Genomic DNA, 17,448 nt, shown 5'->3' on the forward strand with positions numbered 1-17,448 from the left:
TTTCAAATGTTCGAGACACGGGAACGTATCGAAGGAGTGGTGATCGGCGTGCTGCTGGGTTTCGACGCCGGTGCGCCACTGGTGGTCTTTCCCGGCAACCCCCGGGATACTGCATTGCCCGCACGAAGCTTGTGCGACCTCACATCGGCAATGATCGGCGCCGAGGTCGCGCTGCTCTTCGAAGGCGGAGACGCGTTGCGGCCGCTGATCGTCGGCCGGATCGTGGAGCCGGCGCGCAAGTCTTCGACGCCAAATGTCGTTCGTGATGGAGAGCGCGTGCGGATCACGGGCGAGGAGCGCATCGAGCTTCGTTGCGGCAAGGCGACAATCATCATGGAAAAGGATGGCCATATCACGATCCGCGGCACCTATGTGACAAGCCACGCCAGCGCCGCAAACCGCATTCGTGGCGGCTCGGTGAACCTCAACTGATGCCTGCTGCGCCTGTTCTTCGCGAAATCGTCCGACAGCATGCCGAGATGGCGGCATACCTGTGGACTGTCTACGATTACCACCTGCTTCATCCGGACGAGAACCCCGACATGGACGAGGAGCGGCTTGCACGCCTCGTCGAGCGGCTTGAGGCGCACCTCGACGGGCTCAGAGTGGCGGGGCAGGCGGGGCTGGAAATTGCAAAGGAGCGGTACGCCGAGTTTCCGGAGGCTGGGGAGTTGTTTGTGCTGAGGATGTTGATGCCGGGGGCAGAAAATTTAAATGTGGCACGGTTGGATCTGGAAAAGGTGAGGAACTATCTAGCGGCCGGGCTTAGAAGTGCTTAGGAACCACGATTACTTGCTAGGATATCATCACACATCGGCCGAGAGCGGCATCGGCACCCATTCCTTGCCTGGATCGAGATATGCTATGCCGTCAGCCCCTTGGCGCCACAATCGCTCACCAATCGTGCTGAGAAGTGCAGCGCGCTCTGTCGCAAAGGTTTCAACAGTATCGCCTTTCAATACGAGGATTTCATCCTCGGCGGCGATCAGGACTTTCGAGTCCCACCGGACCGCATTGAGAAAGTTTAGCTCTCGCGCTCCGGCATCGATTGACACGACTTCGTTCAGCCCGACGAACATCGCCGTCGCGTCCCATCCGGTTACAAGCACGCGCTCTGCCGACAGTGGCAAAACACACGTTATGTCTGCATTTGTCGGCAATTCTATCCGATGGAGCGCGCGATCCTTCAGGATTGCCAAAAACCCAGCTTCGCCAGAAATGATATGTCCGTTCGCACCCCAATCCGCGATGTCGTAGAGGTACAGGCTCTTCTTCTCTTCGGTAATTGGAACCCAGGTATTTGCCTTCCACAGAAAGATCATCTGGTCGTTGCCAATGCCGAAGAGCTCGCCGTTGACTACGCGCATGTCGTTAATTCTGTAGGGGCGAAGGTCCGGGTTGGCGATGTCGTTCCAGGTACCCTCGGTATACTCGTAGACATGCTGCAGGCGGTCGACGCAATAGAGTGTCCCTGCGAGTGTGGCCATGCTAACGATCTCGGTATCAAACACGCGAACCACTCGGAACCCGGGTGGATCGACTTGGATGACTACGCTCGTCGACAAATTGGGGGGGCCGTCCAGACCTGGATGGCAAAGCGCGAAAGACCGAGCTTCTTCTGAAGCTATAACTAGCTTGATGCCGAGTTCGTCCGGGGTGTTAAGCAACATTTCCTGCACTCCATCTGAAGGTTGTCGATGTTTGGCCGACCTCACAAAGGACGAGGGCTCATCGAAGCCATGACGCCTCTGCCGGTATCGAACGTCTGGCCGGTCGATGGTTGCGTGCCTGGAGCCCTGACCTCGGTCGTATCTGTACATCCGAGTTTTTGCTTGTAGTACGCATCCAGCATGTAACCGACGCACTCGGTTTCGCGGTCGGTCAAACTTGCCGCCTTCTGTATGGATTCTAGGCCGGCTTGGCGGGCTTCCTTGTAGGTCCACTTGCCGGTCGTAGGAGCGGTGGGGTGGTTCGCAGCGATCTCGTCGGAGATGTTGTGCGCCTTAGCATGCTGGCTGCGTGGGTTCTTGAACCGGTCGCCACGTAGGCAAATGCTCGGCGCATCGCCCTCGTGATACTTGCGGCCCGGATGTTGGCTCCCCTTCTGAAAGAGGTTCTTGAGTACCTTCCACGCGCGCTTGCCCAGCTTCGGCCCGTCTTTAAAGGACTCCATGGTCTCGACTCGCCCGCCCGGCCGGGCGAAGCAGGCGTTGTCGACGATGTGATGTGCTTGATACTCTGGCGTCTTGCAAGAGTTCGGATCGTACGTCGTCATGTATTCGGCGTAGACCTTGTCGCACGTATTAGTCCATCCCGGGTTGAGTTTGGCCAATTCGGGCCATGGGGGAGTCTGTCCTTGGGGGCTCGCATGATTGTGCGTCGCCAGATCAGTAAATCTGATCACCGGCTCGCCTTCGAACTTCACGTCGGGCGACCACTTGTGAAAATATTTCTTGCCGGTATTCTTCGATGTGATGATACCCTTCTTCGGCGCGCAACCCGCTTCGGTGCCGGAGGTCCGCTTTTCGTCGGACTTGTTCTTGATGTTGACTTCCTTACTTCCGATCTTGACAGTGCCGGTACCGTTCTCAGTGTCAGCGGCCACTCCGAAGCTAGGGTAGGGGATGGGTACACCGGGTGGGGTGGCCGGGGTTTGAGGCGGGGTGAAGCAGACATCCGGGAAGGCCGCGATAGTTTGCGCGTTCACGGCCTTACCAGAGATTTCAAGTCCATTTGCGAAGACGTTGGACATTAAGCGGTCCTCGCCGCCATAATCGCTGCGCCGCAGGCGCCGAAATCATTAGAGGCTTCGATCAGAACCGGGTTGCCGGCGGCGTATGCCTTGCGGGCGGCAGTGAAGGCCATTCCAACCATCAGCGGAACCACGGCAGCGCCGACATTGCCAAGCGATTCGGCAGGGCTCCAGATGTCCTGAAACTCATGAGCACCGCGGACGAGGCGCAGGCTGGCCAGCGCACTCTGTTTGAACCAATACTGCTCTCCGATAAGATCGGAGATGCGGTAGCCGAGCCGGTTCATCTCGATGCCAGTTTCGTCGAGGGCTTCGCGATAAGCCGACATCATTCCGTCGCCGCGGAGCGGAAGATCATCGGAGTTGTAGATGTACGCTCGCTCACGAGCGAGGCCCAGCCCAAAGAGACGAAGCCCGCTGCTCTGCGAGCGGGTACATAGCACGGCTGCTGCCGCTTCTCCCGGTATAAAGCCATTGGGATTGTCCGGGGTCAGCAGGCGATTGTCAGCGAGGTAGCGAGCAATGGCCCCCGCCGTTAAATAGCTGTCGACGCCGACGATCATCACATAGGGAGCCTCGCCGGCCGAGAGTATCCGCCGCGCCTGCTCGAGGGCGACGTGTCCCGACGGACGCCCATGGGCAATTATCCTAGACCGGCCGTGCGGCTGGCTTTCCACGATCTCAGCTATGCGGCCAAGGAGGCGCACGCCATCGGGCGCAGGGCGGCCGGGCCGGTCCTCCTCGGCAAGGCAGAGAATAAGGGCGGCCTGACCGCGTGCTTGCGGAACGGCCTCGAAGGCTTCGCAGATCGAGCCTGCCGCTAGATGAGCTATACGCTTTTCGCCGATCCAGTTGCGTGGCAGCGGCACGGGAGCTCCGATCAGCCAACCTCCGCCGGATCCCAGGAAGCGCGTCTCCTGAAATCCGTCCAGGCGGGCGCGCATCGCTGCGCAAGCGGAAGGTGTGTCGAGGCCGACGGCTGTCACCATGCCGACAGAAACGATGTCGATTGGAACGCTCAAACCTCTTCTTCCTCCACTTTTTCTGACCCGCCGGCGCGGATGTAGCGTCGACCCGCAGCACGTGCTCGCCGCATGGATTCGGTCGGCGGCCCAACCCAGCATTCGCTAAAGTCGAGGATTGTCCGGTGGATGCGTTGCGAAACCCGCCAAACCAATGAAAAACGACGGTTGTCGGGGTCGAACAAAACAGTGTCCGGCAGAATTTCGGCTTCAAAAGTCTTCTCGGGACCCTTGAAGAGGGTCATCGGGAGTCCGGTTCCAGGCAACTGGAAACGCTCCCGGCCGGCCGCTGTGAGATTGATGAGCACAACTTCCTCGCCGCCCCTCGGCGGGTCTATCTGCTGGTCAGGCGGCGCCATCTGAAAATAGCGTTCGTCGAAATCGGACGGCAGGAACGGGAAGATGTTTTTCGTCCAGTTGTCGTCATAGGTGCCGCCATATTCGATCCGGCCTGGCCAGCCGCGCCCCATCGGCCCGAAACTCATCGGGCGGTAGTCGCCGAACGGTGAGCGCACTTCCTCGCCGACCGCCTGCGTGTTGGGCAGGCGCAAGCCCGGGATCAGGTGCTGGTTGCGCGTGCGCGCCCAGCCGATGCCGACCGGGTTGAGCGGGTAGCTTGCGGGCAGCTTGTCGTCCGGGTCGAGGCGGTCGGTGCCTCCCCACGCCGTGTCGTAGGAGATGTGCTGACGCAGGAAGAGTTGCGGGGCAGTGGCAACGAAGATCGGTCCGCGGGCGCGCCATTCGCGATGCCCGACCACATCGAAGACCTTTGACCAGTTGCCAACCTTGATTCCGACGCTGACACGGTCGGCCGGACGCCCCCCGGGAGCATAGGCACATCCATTGGCGATGATGTCGCATCGGGGCTTTCGAAAAGCAAAGTCCGACTCCCAGAGGGTGGCCGAAAAACCCGGTTCACCCGTATGCGTGTCTGCCATCACCAGCGGCACCTGCACAGAAGATTTTTGCTCAGGGCCGCCCGGCGTTTCTGGAAAGTTGAAGGTTCCCTTGACGACGACGACGATGTACTCGCGGCCCTCTTTGTCCATGCCCATCGTGAATTCGGTCGGAAAGCCGGTTTGGTTCCAGATTTGCATCAGCCAGCCTCCAAACCTTCGGGGAAGAAGTGGCGGAGCGCTGCTTCAGGTGCGCCAGGATCAACCTCGATTGCCTTGCACTGGCCCGTCCACAATGCCATGCGCCGGACCGGGTCGCCGGACACGGTCATCGCGGGATAGGGCAGGGACGCAAGGCGGGCAGCCAGTCCGTCACTGTCCATCTCGCCGTCGCGCGCAGACTTTCCCGCAGCTTCCAGCGCATCGAGCCAGTCTGTGGCGAGGGTGGCGATTTCAGCGGTGACGGTCGGCGGCACAGCCGCGATGGTCAAGGGAAACCGCCGGCCAGCGCGGTCGGCGCTTGCCATCACCACGCCGGTCATGGGTCCGAAGGCTTCTGGCCCGAGGATAAATCGCAACCCCGGACGAGCCGACACCGAACGCTGCGAAAATCGGTGAACCAGATGTCGGCTGATCCAGCGGTCCCACGCGCCAACGAAGGAGGCCGGCAGACCGCGCGTGACAAAATCCCCCTTCGCGGGCAGTTTTCCGAAGAAGCCTGGCAGGATCACAGTCGCGTCGGGCACGAAAACCTCGCAAACATTTTCAGGTCGTAGGGATTGGCCACGCTCGCGGCCCGAAGCTCGAAATCGGCGTAGTGGCCCTGTGCGGCAAGCCGCAGCTTGTAGAGTTCCGGAAGTTCGGTCCCGCTCAGCCGGCCGGCACGCAGCATCCGCAGGAAAGCCCAGCTCCCGGTCTCGCTGACCATCACTTCCGGCGAGCCGTCGAGGGGCTGGAAGGCGAGGGTAATTACGCCCGTCCCATCCTTGCCCGGCCACGTCATTGGCTGCGGGCGAGTTGGGTTGTTGAAATAGGTGAGGCTCTGGCCGTCGACGTTCAGCGTCACGCGGCCGACGGTCGGCGAAAGGTCCTTGGGCTCGAGCGTAAAGGTCAGGATCGGTCCGGCACCACCTGGAAAGAGGCTGTCGCGGATCAGCCGGGCCTGTTCCAAGGCCGCTAAGGCCGACGAATCGAGCCGGATGTCCGCACGCCATTTCCAGGGGTGACGCGTCATGTCGACGTAGTTGATCAGCTGATTGTTGATGAAGCTGTCAATCAGCCCGCCCGGACCAAAGACCCGCGCAAAGTCGACCACGTTGACATCGATTGCGCTGTCAGGGATGAACGGATAGCGGTTCGCCAGCGCCGCCTGACAGAAAGGCAGCACATCGGCGCGCCAGATGGCGTTAAGTTCAGAGGTGACCGCTTCCGTTGTAAGGCCGCTCGTGTCGCCGGCGATGCCGGCCAGCCAGTCGTCGAGCGGGTCAGGGAGGGTCATGGCCTGTTTTGCCACCGCCCCTGTGAGTTCCGCCAAGCCGCCTTGTCGCTTTATTGCATCCTCGGCATCGGGACTTGCCGATACGGTCTGCAGCATGTTCGAGAGCGCAGTGAGCGCCGCAACGGCGTCGTTGAGTGCTGGAGGTTGGCCGTCGACCTCGGCGATCGCGGCTTTGATGGGTTTGAAATGCTCGGCCACCAGCACGCCCGAGAGGTCCACTTCAGCCTTGGAGCCGGGGGCGGGCATCAGCTTCACGCCCTTTTTGGCAAGCTTGCCGATCTTGCCGAGTTTGGACAAAAGCTTGGAAGCTGCTGCCGGAGGGACTTTGCCCCCAGCGTCATCTTCGGAACGGGTAAGTTCGGTTTCCTGGACGACGGCGTTCAGCAGTCGCTTCATCGAGGAATCTGCGCTGGAGAGATCCTTGAGGTTTTCGCTCGCCGTCTGCAGGTCTGCCAGCGGCGCGAGCCTTACGTCGCGCAGAAAGCTGTCCCACTTCGCGATATAATCGTCGTAGTAAAGCTTGAGGATGTCCTGGGAAAGCGCGGCGACCGACGGGCTGGCATTTTCCGAGCACCCTCCGGCAAAGACGGAGCGATCGAGCGCAGCCTGAGTGGCGACGTCCTCCAGCCGTGCAAGAATTCCGTTGTGAAAGCCGTCATAGGTGAAGGCGCCGCTGATGCCCACTCTAAGGGTCTTGTCCGAGCGTCGCGCGAGAACCTTAAGGCCGTTTGGGCCGACATGGTCCGCCGGGATCCAATCTTTAAGTGCTGTGACCTCCGGATCTGAGAGCAATGCATTATAGGCACGCACTGGAAGCGGAATTGAGCAGATGCTCCGCAATGCTTCGCCCACCAGCGCCTCATCTGGCTGGATAAGCGCTTGATCCGCCGCCATGTTATCGATTGCGGCGAGTTGATGGTCGGCAGCCATCTCGGTCCGGAAGGGCGGCGCAGGCGCGAATTCGGGCAGCCGCTCCGTCCACCATTGCTTGGCGAATTCGGGGTCCATCGGCGACAATCCGGTCATCATGCGATACGTCTTCAAGGCGCCGAGAAGGAACTCCGGGTCACGGATCTGACGCCACATCGTCGCCTCGAGCAGCGCAACCATGCGTGGCTCCAATATGTTGCGAAGCGAGCGGTGATAGGCGTCCTCCTGCGCCTGTCTGATCTCGGTCGCCGCGGAAGGGCCGATCAACGCAGCAATCCCGCCTGGCGGCTCGGTCCGGGCATTCGATACTTCGGTTGCGGCCTCGAGCGCCACATCCAGGTCGAGCGGTTCCAGCGGCGCCTGACGTGCAGCGACCGGAGTGAGCGGAAGCTGCAGGGCCTCCAGCTGTTCGGCCTGTGCCGAAAGAGCGGCGCTGTTTTTCCGATAGGAAACCGTAAAGGCCAGGCCGGCGACGACAACCAATGCCGCGGCGGCCACTGCAGCGCCGCGCCATATCCAGATACGCCGTTCCTCTGCGGCAGGATCGAACGTGCCGAGACCCGCCTCCTTGAAGATCACTTTCGTGAGCAGGTCCTTCAGGAAGAAGCTGCGCTTCTCAACCCGCAGCATCGGCCCGGCGGGCTGTGCCGGAAGGCCGAAAGAGGAAGCGAGGGCTGCCGTCAGCCGGTCGATTGCCGTGCCTTCCTGAGTGGCGGAAGTTAGATAGATACCGCGCAACCAGGCGCTTTCGGCATAGCGGCTTTCACCGAAAACGGTTTCGACCAGCACGCGAATAGGCTCGGAGAGGCTCGCAACCTGTGCCGGGAAACGAAATATCTCCGCGCGCGCGGTAAGGTTTTCTTCGCCTTCCAGACGGGGAACGAGGCGTCGTTCGAGCTCGCCAGCCAATGCTGCAAGTTCCCGCGTAACTTCGCTGCCGTCGATGCTCGCGCCGGGCGGGAAGGTTGCTCCCCAGACCTGCTCGCGATCGGCCGTCGACAGCCCTCCGAAGAAAGTCTCGAACCCCTTTATGAGATCGGCCTTGGTCAGCATAAGGTAGACGGGCAGGCGGATCTCGAGCCGTTCCTGAAGTTCGGTTAGCCGTTTACGGATCTGGCGGCCGTGCGCGCGAATGGCCGCGTCGCCTTCTAAAAGCGTGTCGATGGCGAGTGCCACGATGACGCCGTTCAAGGCCCGGCGGCCCCGGTGCTTCTTCAGAAGATCGAGGAAGCCCAACCATTCCGCTGCGTCGACGTCGGGTTGGCTTTCCTGTTGAACGTAGCGGCCGGCGGTGTCGATCAGCACCGCCTCTTCGGAAAAGAACCAGTCGCAGTTGCGCGTCCCGCCCACGCCATGCAAATCGTCGGAGAGGTCGATGGGGAAGCTTAGCCCAGATTGCCGCAGTGCCGTTGTCTTGCCGGTCGCAGGCGGGCCGATGATCACGTACCAAGGCATCTCCCGGAGAAACTTTCGGCCGCCGATTTTGTGGCGTTTCAGCTCCGACATCACTTCCCGGAACTTTGCGCCCACGGAGGCGACGCCTTCCTCAGCCGGGCTCGGGGGCGCTTCCGGTGGCGGGGCGATTTCGGAAACGAAAAGGCGGTTGGCGCGGATTGCCCGGCGTTGTGCGGCGATCCACCAGATGATGAACAGAACGAAGAGAAAGCCTATGATGACCAATCGCACCGTCTCGGACGCTAATGGCGCGCTCTCTCCGACACTGACGATCGGGCCGAAGATCCAGACGATCAGGGACAGCAACACGAGCCCGATGAAGGTCCAGAGCCAGCGCGAGGTTAGGATAGCCCAGAGGAAACGGAAGATCGCCATCTCAAAGCCCCTTCTCGATCAGGAGCTCGATGCGGCGGTTGGCAGCCCGGCCTTCGCGAGTGTCGTTTCTGGCAAGGGGCTGCGTTGCCGCACGTCCTTCCGATCTCAAGCGTTCAGGCGGCAAGCCGCTTGCACGCAGTAAAGCGGCAATCGTTGCGGCGCGCGCCTCGGAGAGGCGTTGGTTGTTGGATAGAGGATTAGAGGTCTGGAGCGGAACATTATCGGTATGTCCGATGATGGTGACACTTCTGATCAGTTCGGCATTCTCCTTGATAACAGCTGCGACGGAGGCGACCAGCGGCTCGAAGCTTTTCGTCAATTCGGGCCGGGCAGACTGGAAAAGCTCCGGAGTGCTCGACTGAAGCAGGAGTGTGACCCGAGAGGCATTTTCATTGCCCTTCAAGGCCGGCAGAAGCGCAGCAGGTGCGGCGGCACGGAATTCCGGCAGCAGCTCAAGGACGACAGGTTCGACCGGGGGCGCATCCGGTGCCGGCGCACGTTTTTCCGGCCGATAGATCTCGGCACGCTCCGGCGGCGGTAGCGCCCGAACGAGCGTGGCAAGTTCTTCTGCCCTGGCGCCTAGCCGCATCGACAGAAGCACGTAAATCGCCGTCGCGAGGGCCACAGCCACGACTGCAAGCACCCAGATCGGAACTGCAAAGCGGGAAGGCTCGTCGGCTGCCGCGACACCCTCCCACCTCGGCGAGAGCGGCGCGCCTTCGGCATCTGCGTCCCGCAGGAAGCGAGCCGCTGCAGCGCGAACGGCGCTGATGGAGCGATCGCCCGCACGTCCTGGCACCCGATACTTGCCGCGGAAACCAAGCGCCAGACAGAAGTATTGCAACTCCAGCAGTTCACGATCGCGACCAGGATAGCGCTCCAGCTCCTCCAGCCTGGCGAAGAACTGTGCTCCGGCGTCCACATCGCCGCGGAGCATGACGACCAACGGCTGGCGCGGCCAGGCGCTGGAGCCGCCCCAAGGCGTGTTGAGCGCCAGATCGTCGAGCAGGGAGGCGACAGCCCACGCGGCCGCATCTGCCTGTGCCAGGCTTGCGCCGGCGGCCACGGCCGCATCGCGCGCCGAAACCAGCTCCTCCATCAGTCTGGTCCGCAGCGCTTCAGGATTGCCAGGTGGCAATGCATTCTCGAGTTCCGGCGCAAATTCAAGCAAGGTGGCGAAAGCGTTGATCAGCGTGTTGGGGTGGGATCGCGCGCGTCTCGCCAATGCGCCGGTGGGAATGACAGGGGGCATTGCCCCCGCCGGCGGGCGGATGCGCGTGCGGCCCTGATCTTCCGAAAGGCCGAATGGATCCTCACTTGTCATGGTGCTACCTGTTTACCGAATAGCAGTCGACCTCTGGTTCGCTGGGCAAAACGCCGGAAACTCCGATCACGAAACCGGGTGAGCGCAGAAGCGATTCCCAATGCTCGCTGCGTTGATCGAGCTCAAGGCAGAGACGGTCCCCGTCGTACGGGATCTCGCGGGGCTGCGAATGAAGGGGCTTGAGGCGGATGCCGGGCAGTCGAGACTTCCACAGCGCCTCGAATTCGTCTGCAGCACCGACGGTCACCTGATTGACGAAGATCTTGCGCAATGCCTCGTCGGACATGTCGCACCCAACGCGCACAACGATGCGGCTTGCCGTTAGCAGTTCGGGATTGTCGACGCGGACCTTCCAGACATTGGTCGCGTGCTTCAGAACCGGCAGCGCCCGCGACTTCGGCTCAACATAGCGCAGGCTCAAGATCAGCGAGCGCAATGTGTCGGCGAGTGCGGCAAAGGCCGGCCCCGGCGCCATATGCTCATAGGTGGGAAGTTCGCTCAGCCGCCGTGAGCCCGATCCGTAGGTTGCCATTCGTCCAGCCAGTCCACTGAGCTCCAGAAAGAGCTCAGCCGGATGAAAAACCTCCTGAGGAAGCATGTGGGCCAGTCGCGGGCGCGCGCTGTTGGCAAGATCGAGCACCAGCAGATTTTCCACGCTGCGGCCGGGGCCGCCAAGCACCATCTTGCCATGCGCTTCGGCTATGCGGTCGAGCCCCGTGATTACCTCCTGCAGGAGCTGGCCGTAGAAGGGCACTGCACCGGTTGCGAGCGCCGGCGGCAGGAAGTTTTCGGACAACGCCACACTGCCATCGGAAAGCAGGCCGGTAACGTTCGTCACCGGCATTGCCGTGTAGCCACCGGTCGCCTGCGCCGGCGAAAGGAGGAGGGCTTGCGGCCGGGCGATCTCGATCTCTTCGGGATCAGCGCCTCCGTGGACGGCATCGCGTATCCATTCGATCCGTCCTCTAAACCGCGCTCCGGTTGGTTCGCGGTGAGCCGGGTCGAAGCTGGCGCCGCCGGGTGGCTCCAAGGGCAGGGCGAGTTGCACCGCTCCCGTGCCCATGTCCCCCGTGATTGTCAATGGTGTGGGGGCGTCCATCGTTTCGGGTATGGCAAACGGGGTGCCGTCCGGAAAAATGCCGCGCGCCGACGTTACCGCCACCCGCCCGGCTTCCAGCTGTGCGGCATCGAGCGTGAGGGACCTGAAACCGAAGGTCTGCAGCCGTCCAGCCTGCAGCGCGCCCCGCACCAAGGCTTCGGTATAACGGTCCTGCTGCTGGAAATGCTGCGTCCGGAGGAAGAGCCCCTCGGACCAAAGCACCTTGTTGATATCCGTCATGCTGAACGCCCTCCATTCAGGCGAGCGCGAGCGCCATACCGCCGCGGCTGAGTACGACATTCGCCGTCACCGTCGATTCCGGCCTGATCGGGACGCTCCTACGCCAGGTGCGACCGCCTGGTTCCCGGAACAGTGCAACAAGTCCGAGGAATGTGGCTTCTGGCGGGAACGCGACCGTCTTTGAGGCGCTTGCACCCGGGGCGACCGTCATTTGCTCGGAACCGACGAGGTCTGCTCCGAGCGCGCCGGCCGGATCGGATTGAAGGGCGAAAATATCGGCAGAGTTGAATTTGCCGACGTCCTTCAGCCGAAGAACAAGGAGGGTCACCGGACGTTCCCCTCCACCAGCGGCAGCATTCATCCCCGTTTGTCCCGTCGCCGCGACCGTTACGGTCGACGATTTTGGCGGGCCGCCCATGCAGGCGGAAAGCGCGCCTGTCGCGCCGATCACCATCAGAAAGTCGCGTCGGTTAAGCATCAGTCGTTCTCCCTCTCTTCATAGCCGTCCCGAAAGTCGCTGCCGATGTCGCCCAGGAAGCGCGTCGACGCACTCTTGGCGATCTCGCGATAGCGTTTCTCATAAAGCTCCCAGAGCTTTGCCCGCCGGCCACCCGCAAGCAGGGCATCCAACGCCGAATGCGATTTCAGTTCGCTTTCCAGGGTCGCCGGGTCGAAGCGGTCAATCATCCTGGCGAGCGCTGCCTGGACACCGCGCCATGTTCTTACATGGTGGTGTGCGAGATCGCGGATGGAACTGCCGATGGCGGCCTCAGGAGGAAGAAAACCGGCCTGCCGCTGAGCCAGGAAGGTCGCGATCACATCGTCCACCGTGGGCAGGAATTTAAGAGGGTTGACCTCGGATGCTCCAACGACAGTCTGGGCGATCCTCGCTTCGCCTTTTTCTTCGGTGCGCTTGCGTAGGAGATGCATCAGCCCTTCCAGCATCATCCGGTATTCCCGGCCGAAATTCTCCATCTGGGCGACCGGATCGGATGTCGTGAATTCATCGGCGCCGAGCCCCAGCCCGCGCAGGAAGGCATCGCGCAGGGCAGTTTCGGTTTGTGCCGTCCTTTCCTGCATTGGCCTTGCTTGTGGTTTCGGGGCAGGACCCGGCTCGGCTGCAGGCTCTGTGACAGGCTGCTCGGTCGGCGTGGTACTGGGCAAAGAAAAATCCCAAGCCCCTTTGTCCTGACCCGATGCCGGCAACGCATCAAGGCTGAAGGGATCGTCGAACATGGGCGTCCCTTTTGCTGTTTCGCCTCTGCCGGCTGCGGCGAATGCCCCTGCGGCCGGTTGTTCGAATGGGTCGGGCAATCCTGCTGGCCGTGGGGTGGGCGCTGCCGGCTCTTTGTGCTCGGAGAAGAAGTCGTCCCGCTCGAAGCCGACCGGCGGTGGGGAAGCCGGGTGTTCAGATACCCGCTCCGTCGGCGTCGCTTGGAAGTCAACGCGCACGACATAATTGCCGAGTTGCAAGCGCGCTCCGTCATGCAGCGGGGCGGAATTCCCAAATCCAAGCGGCGTGCGCGATCCATCGATGAAAAGCCCGCCGCTGGAGGTGTCCGTCACCACATACTGGCCGCGAACGCAGCCGATCGTGCAATGAGCGCGTGAGATGTACATGTCGGGATCTTCGATCCGCCAGTCGGCGTCTGCGCTGCGACCGATGACCAGCTTTCCCTCGACGAGCCGCATCTGACGGACGGCTTGGGGTCGGGGCGACTGCTCGAGAGTGAGGATCAGGCTCATGCCGCAGCCTCCGGCATTTCCGGCCGCCAGCCGATGATGGTGCGTATGCACAGATCATCTGCATCACTGCGATCTTTCGGTCGAGCGAGCCAAGCGATGTGTCCGATCCGCGCTGCTCCCATTTTGGCCGCGGGAACTTCGTCCCGCCTGAGCACGAGCCTTACGTCGACATCGAGCCCGTGTCCCACGAGATCGCGGATTGCGGTTTGAAGGGTTTCGCGTCGTTCGCAGCCGGGCAGGAAAGCCACGTAGTCGGCAAGCGTCAGCGGGCCGATCGAAAGCTCTATCCTTTGCTGTCGCTGGAACGTCCTCGGTCCGATCGTGGCGCTTCGTCCGAGTTGCGCATGCGCGCCGCCAAGCCGGGACTGGAGCCCGTTCGGTATAGGCATCCAGGTGCCGACAAATTCGCGAAGTCGAACCGGCACCTTCAGGAGGTCGGCAAGAAACAGGGTGAGCCTTTCCGGCCCGTCTACCTGATGGGCGAGCGCCGGCGCGTGAGAGAGCTTCGTGGCATTGATAGCTGCGCGCTCACCATGGTGCCCCCTTCCACACAAGCCAAGGCCAGCCATGGCCGCCGACATTGCTCGAATACGGCCGCCGTCGTGGCGCCTGACCTGCACCGCCGGATGAGCGTCGGCCCACGCGCGGTAAAAGAGCGCGATCATGCGATGCTGAAGAACATTCACGAAATCGATGAAGGTCGTATCGCTGACCTCGCGCATGTCCGCCCGGGCAAACCAACGCTGCGACAGGCGATCCAGCACCCAACGCGTTAGGTAGAGGGGCATTGGACCCTCTGGCCCAAGCAACCCAAGGTTCGAGACCGTGACGCGAGCCGGCGTGGTTTCGGTGGCTGGCTCGACCTTCGCGACATCCTGCACGGCAAAACCGAGCCGCACATGCTGTCCGAGCCGCGCCGGCTCCCGGTCCGGGCGGCCGGCCATCCCAAAAAGTCGTCCGTCGTCTTCGAGGCGCCGCAGGAGCTCGAAAAAATCGAACGCCTCAAGGGATGGGGCCGCGTCCTTCAGATCAGGAAGCGATTGCCCGGCGCTATGGGCCATAGCACATCCTCCTGCTTTTGTATGATCCGCGTGCGGGTTCGCACGAATGCGTTGATTGCCGCATAGCGAGCAAATAGCCTTGCCAGCAGCGCCGAGAGCAACAGCGTGCTGTGCCCGGCAAGCACGGATTGGTCGATATGAAGCGTAACCTCGGTGCCTCGCGCGAAACACATTGGCCCGGCAATTGCCAAGCGCTCGATCAAGGGTCGAGCCTCGACGCGGGCGACGGCGCGCACATGCCGGCTTAGGCTTGGATCCCCGCGGTTCGCATAAAGCTCAAGTAGAGCGTGAAGCGGATCCACCCCGCGGCCCTCCTCGGCCAGGCTGAGGAAATTTAGCGAGAGTTGCGCGATGAGCCGCCAGGCGAGTTCATCGGCTCTGGAGCCTTCCGCTGCTCCAGCCGGAAGCGTCGCTGGAATCGAGGGCCACGGCGGCCGCACGGCGCCAAGGAGCTGGATAGTCTCGACGGGATCGCCGCTTTCGAGCGTGAGGGACGGCGTGTCGTCCAATATCGGTAGATCGCGATTGGTGCAGAGCGCCGTCACCTCGATCCGCTTCGGTGGCCGGTCAGCTTTCGACTGAGCCGGGCGCGAAAGCGTGATGAAGACATCGTCACCTGGATAGGAGGTCCGCGTTTGCCCCTGGCGAAGCTCGTCTTCGCTCGGGCGCCGCGGGCGCCGTTCGGTAAAATAGACCCAGCCGTTTCCACGATTCTGGCCCAGGCTGAACAGAGCCGGCACCTCGGCGTCGGGGCGCTCGGCATCGGCATCTTCGACGCGAATTGCGCGATAGATCTCGAAATCCCGTGGACGGGTGCGATCGGCGTGAAGCACTTGCCGGGTGCGCCGCGCATCGAGTTCGATGACGTTGCAGCCGCGCTCGAACAGATTGATGATTGGCGTTGCGAAGAGTTCGAAATCTTTCGCTGCGATATTCGCAAGCTCGGGGATGGGACGCCGCAACAGAAAGAGCAGTTCCAGCCCAGCCGCGCAACGCCGAACGACCGGCTGCAGCCCTTTGACGCGCACATAGTGAAATCTTTCCGGCGCGATGAAGTATTCCCGTAAAAGCCTGTAGCCTTCGAATGTTTCGCGCGTGCGCGGCATAAGCGCTTCGTCGTCGGAGATCCCGATCATCTCCGGCTCCGGAAGTGCGCTCAGGGCGTTATCGCGTCCTTCCGGGCGGGCGCCGGTCGCAGCGCAAGCGCCAAAGAGCGTATCAAAGAGCAGCGACGCCTTGCTCTTGTCGCCAAAATACAGATCCAGGCGGTCGAGCGACAAGTCGCTGAGCTTGCCTTTGCCAGTTCGATTGAAGGTGATGCTCAATGCCGCCGAACCGCTTACCCCGTCAACCGGAGTAATCCCCGCTGCTGCGAGTGCACTTCGATCCTGGATGTAGGTGACCGAGGTGATCGCGAGCGGCCAGAGCATCACATCCTGCGCCGTGGTATAGATACACCGGGTGGAAATGCCCGGACGGACGCTCGAAACCAGCCGGGTCCCGCGCTTCACAAGGTGTCCTGCAAGCATCGTTTGAACCTGCTGGCCCGGCTTCAGCAAAGCCATGGCGGTTGCGGGCGTCGGCGAAACGAGATCCGGATAGAAATTTTCAAGCACGCTTCGTGCGAAACGGGAGCTTTCTGCATCCACCTTCTGTCGGGTGCGCGCGGCGAGATAAGCCACTCCATCCAGCAGGCGTTCGACGAAGGGGTCGGGACAGGGGACTGTATCAAGAGAAAGGTTGCGTGCGATCGAGGGATGCATATCTGCAAACTCGGCGGCGAGCGCACGGATGTGGGTGAGTTCTTCCTCGTAATACTCCAGGAAGACCCGGTCCATGGTCAGGTGTCCTTCAGTTCAGTCCGCGCCGAACCGTCGTCGAGGTTGAGTATCGTGCGCAGGAGCAGCCGCTCCGGCGCCGGCGAGGTAAGCAGCAGTGCGTCGATGTCGATCCTGAGGCCGGTTGCCCTGTCGCCGAGGCTGACGGTAACTTTCGTCGCGCTTTCCTTCAGCCGAGGTTCAAACGCGGCGAGCACGCTTCGGATTTCCTTCGACAGTTCGTCGCGATCGAAGTCACGGGAGGAACGGCCGGAGAAGGGGGGAACGCCATAATTGATCACGCTGCGGCGAACCTCGGGGAAATCCTCAAGCGACGGAGGGTTGTCCCCAGCCTGATCTGCCTCGAAATCCGTCAAGAGTGGCGTGGATTCGAATCGTTGTGCATTAAAAAGCGCCTCAATGTCGCGCCGCACTGCCTCGCGCAGCACATCGGTCGAGACGACGACGCCACGACTTTCCAGTTCTGCCTGGCGTCGCTCAAGAGAGAACAGACGGTGTATGTTCTTCTTCTGCTCGGCGCTGATATCCGCAGCGGCCTCCATTTGGTGAAGACCTGCGGCAACCAGCCCGTTCAGACGTTCGAGGTCTATTTCTTTCTGGATCGCCTGCCGAAGTTGGTTGATTTCCGAGTTGAGCCCCGGCAGGTCGTTCACCAGGCGATCCCACAAGGACGGCTGGATCGCTTCTCGAGTCGCCCGCAGGTGCCCGCCGGGTCTCGCCTTCCTTCCAAATCCTTTTTGCCAGCTGTCACTTGCCGACATAGACATCCATCTCGACCTCGTCCTTGTCGTCGTAATTGAAAGTGATGTTCTTGTAAGCGAAGCCGACGCGCTCTTCGATCACATCTGGCTCTTCCTCACTCGGCTTCATGGTGTAGTTGGTCACCGAAGCGTCCTTCAACGTGATGACCAGGTAGTCGCTCGTTTCGCCCTCTATCGTTCTGCGCGCTGAAAACTTGACCTCGTCCAGAAGCTTGTTTTCGAACAGAGCCTTCTTCAGATAGGGCGAGGCCTTGTCGTAGTGCTTGATGAAATTGAGCATGCCCATGCTGACGCGGCCTCTCCGCGATAGCGAATTCGGATCGAAAGGAGCCTGCATTTCAAACTCTACTCCGTGGACCTCGATTTCGTCTTCGTGGCCGTCGCGAACGCTTGGCCCCGTGATGTCAGGTACCTTGAGAAAACCGTCGATTTTCATGAATAACCTCCCATG

The 17,448-nt window shown here is 61.6% G+C and carries 16 protein-coding genes; 2 read left to right on the top strand and 14 right to left on the bottom strand.

Annotated features, from left to right (window positions below; all coding sequences use genetic code 11):
• Window positions 1–6 precede the first annotated feature (6 nt).
• Together BN1800_RS14980 and BN1800_RS14985 are read left to right on the top strand one after the other, a co-directional pair.
• Window positions 7–432, top strand: coding sequence for a DUF6484 domain-containing protein (locus tag BN1800_RS14980; RefSeq protein WP_086998831.1), 426 nt, complete (start codon window positions 7–9; stop codon window positions 430–432).
• Window positions 432–779, top strand: a complete 348-nt coding sequence (locus BN1800_RS14985) for a hypothetical protein (protein WP_086998835.1) — start codon at window positions 432–434, stop codon at window positions 777–779. Before BN1800_RS14980 ends, BN1800_RS14985 begins: the two co-directional genes overlap by 1 nt.
• A gap of 27 nt (window positions 780–806) precedes the next feature.
• Here the strand turns inward: BN1800_RS14985 and BN1800_RS14990 are convergent, their stop codons facing one another.
• From BN1800_RS14990 to BN1800_RS15055, 14 genes are all read right to left on the bottom strand, one after another.
• The gene (locus BN1800_RS14990; protein WP_086998838.1) at window positions 807–1,487 is read right to left on the bottom strand and encodes a hypothetical protein; all 681 of its coding nucleotides are present in this window, start codon (window positions 1,485–1,487) and stop codon (window positions 807–809) included.
• A gap of 224 nt (window positions 1,488–1,711) precedes the next feature.
• Window positions 1,712–2,752, bottom strand: a complete 1,041-nt coding sequence (locus BN1800_RS42375) for a DUF4150 domain-containing protein (protein WP_244564508.1) — start codon at window positions 2,750–2,752, stop codon at window positions 1,712–1,714.
• On the bottom strand, window positions 2,752–3,774 hold the full coding sequence (locus BN1800_RS15000; protein ID WP_086998841.1) for a beta-ketoacyl synthase N-terminal-like domain-containing protein: 1,023 nt from the start codon (window positions 3,772–3,774) through the stop codon (window positions 2,752–2,754). The genes BN1800_RS42375 and BN1800_RS15000 overlap by 1 nt, the downstream gene beginning before the upstream one ends.
• A complete protein-coding gene (locus BN1800_RS15005; protein ID WP_086998844.1) occupies window positions 3,771–4,871 on the bottom strand; it encodes a DUF2169 family type VI secretion system accessory protein in 1,101 nt (366 codons plus the stop codon). Before BN1800_RS15005 ends, BN1800_RS15000 begins: the two co-directional genes overlap by 4 nt.
• Window positions 4,871–5,416, bottom strand: coding sequence for a type VI secretion system-associated protein TagF (gene tagF / locus BN1800_RS15010; protein ID WP_086998847.1), 546 nt, complete (start codon window positions 5,414–5,416; stop codon window positions 4,871–4,873). Before tagF ends, BN1800_RS15005 begins: the two co-directional genes overlap by 1 nt.
• Complete coding sequence (tssM, locus tag BN1800_RS15015) at window positions 5,398–8,928, bottom strand: type VI secretion system membrane subunit TssM (protein WP_086998850.1); 3,531 nt, start codon at window positions 8,926–8,928, stop codon at window positions 5,398–5,400. The genes tagF and tssM overlap by 19 nt, the downstream gene beginning before the upstream one ends.
• 1 nt (window position 8,929) lies before the next feature.
• Complete coding sequence (gene icmH, locus BN1800_RS15020; protein WP_086998853.1) at window positions 8,930–10,252, bottom strand: type IVB secretion system protein IcmH/DotU; 1,323 nt, start codon at window positions 10,250–10,252, stop codon at window positions 8,930–8,932.
• 4 nt (window positions 10,253–10,256) lie between these two features.
• Complete coding sequence (gene tssK / locus BN1800_RS15025) at window positions 10,257–11,591, bottom strand: type VI secretion system baseplate subunit TssK (protein WP_086998855.1); 1,335 nt, start codon at window positions 11,589–11,591, stop codon at window positions 10,257–10,259.
• Window positions 11,592–11,607: 16 nt separating this feature from the next.
• Complete coding sequence (gene tssJ / locus BN1800_RS15030) at window positions 11,608–12,069, bottom strand: type VI secretion system lipoprotein TssJ (RefSeq protein ID WP_086998858.1); 462 nt, start codon at window positions 12,067–12,069, stop codon at window positions 11,608–11,610.
• Window positions 12,069–13,337 (bottom strand): type VI secretion system-associated FHA domain protein TagH, encoded by a 1,269-nt coding sequence (tagH, locus tag BN1800_RS15035; protein WP_086998861.1) that lies wholly within the window; start codon window positions 13,335–13,337, stop codon window positions 12,069–12,071. The genes tssJ and tagH overlap by 1 nt, the downstream gene beginning before the upstream one ends.
• A complete protein-coding gene (gene tssG / locus BN1800_RS15040) occupies window positions 13,334–14,398 on the bottom strand; it encodes a type VI secretion system baseplate subunit TssG (protein WP_086998864.1) in 1,065 nt (354 codons plus the stop codon). The genes tagH and tssG overlap by 4 nt, the downstream gene beginning before the upstream one ends.
• Complete coding sequence (gene tssF / locus BN1800_RS15045; RefSeq protein ID WP_086998867.1) at window positions 14,362–16,236, bottom strand: type VI secretion system baseplate subunit TssF; 1,875 nt, start codon at window positions 16,234–16,236, stop codon at window positions 14,362–14,364. Before tssF ends, tssG begins: the two co-directional genes overlap by 37 nt.
• Before the next feature lie 2 nt (window positions 16,237–16,238).
• The gene (gene tssE / locus BN1800_RS15050) at window positions 16,239–16,997 is read right to left on the bottom strand and encodes a type VI secretion system baseplate subunit TssE (RefSeq protein ID WP_086998870.1); all 759 of its coding nucleotides are present in this window, start codon (window positions 16,995–16,997) and stop codon (window positions 16,239–16,241) included.
• Complete coding sequence (locus BN1800_RS15055; protein WP_086998874.1) at window positions 16,984–17,433, bottom strand: Hcp family type VI secretion system effector; 450 nt, start codon at window positions 17,431–17,433, stop codon at window positions 16,984–16,986. The genes tssE and BN1800_RS15055 overlap by 14 nt, the downstream gene beginning before the upstream one ends.
• Window positions 17,434–17,448: the final 15 nt, after the last annotated feature.

This window comes from Rhizobium sullae (assembly GCF_900169785.1).
Taxonomy (GTDB): Bacteria; Pseudomonadota; Alphaproteobacteria; order Rhizobiales; family Rhizobiaceae; genus Rhizobium; species Rhizobium sullae.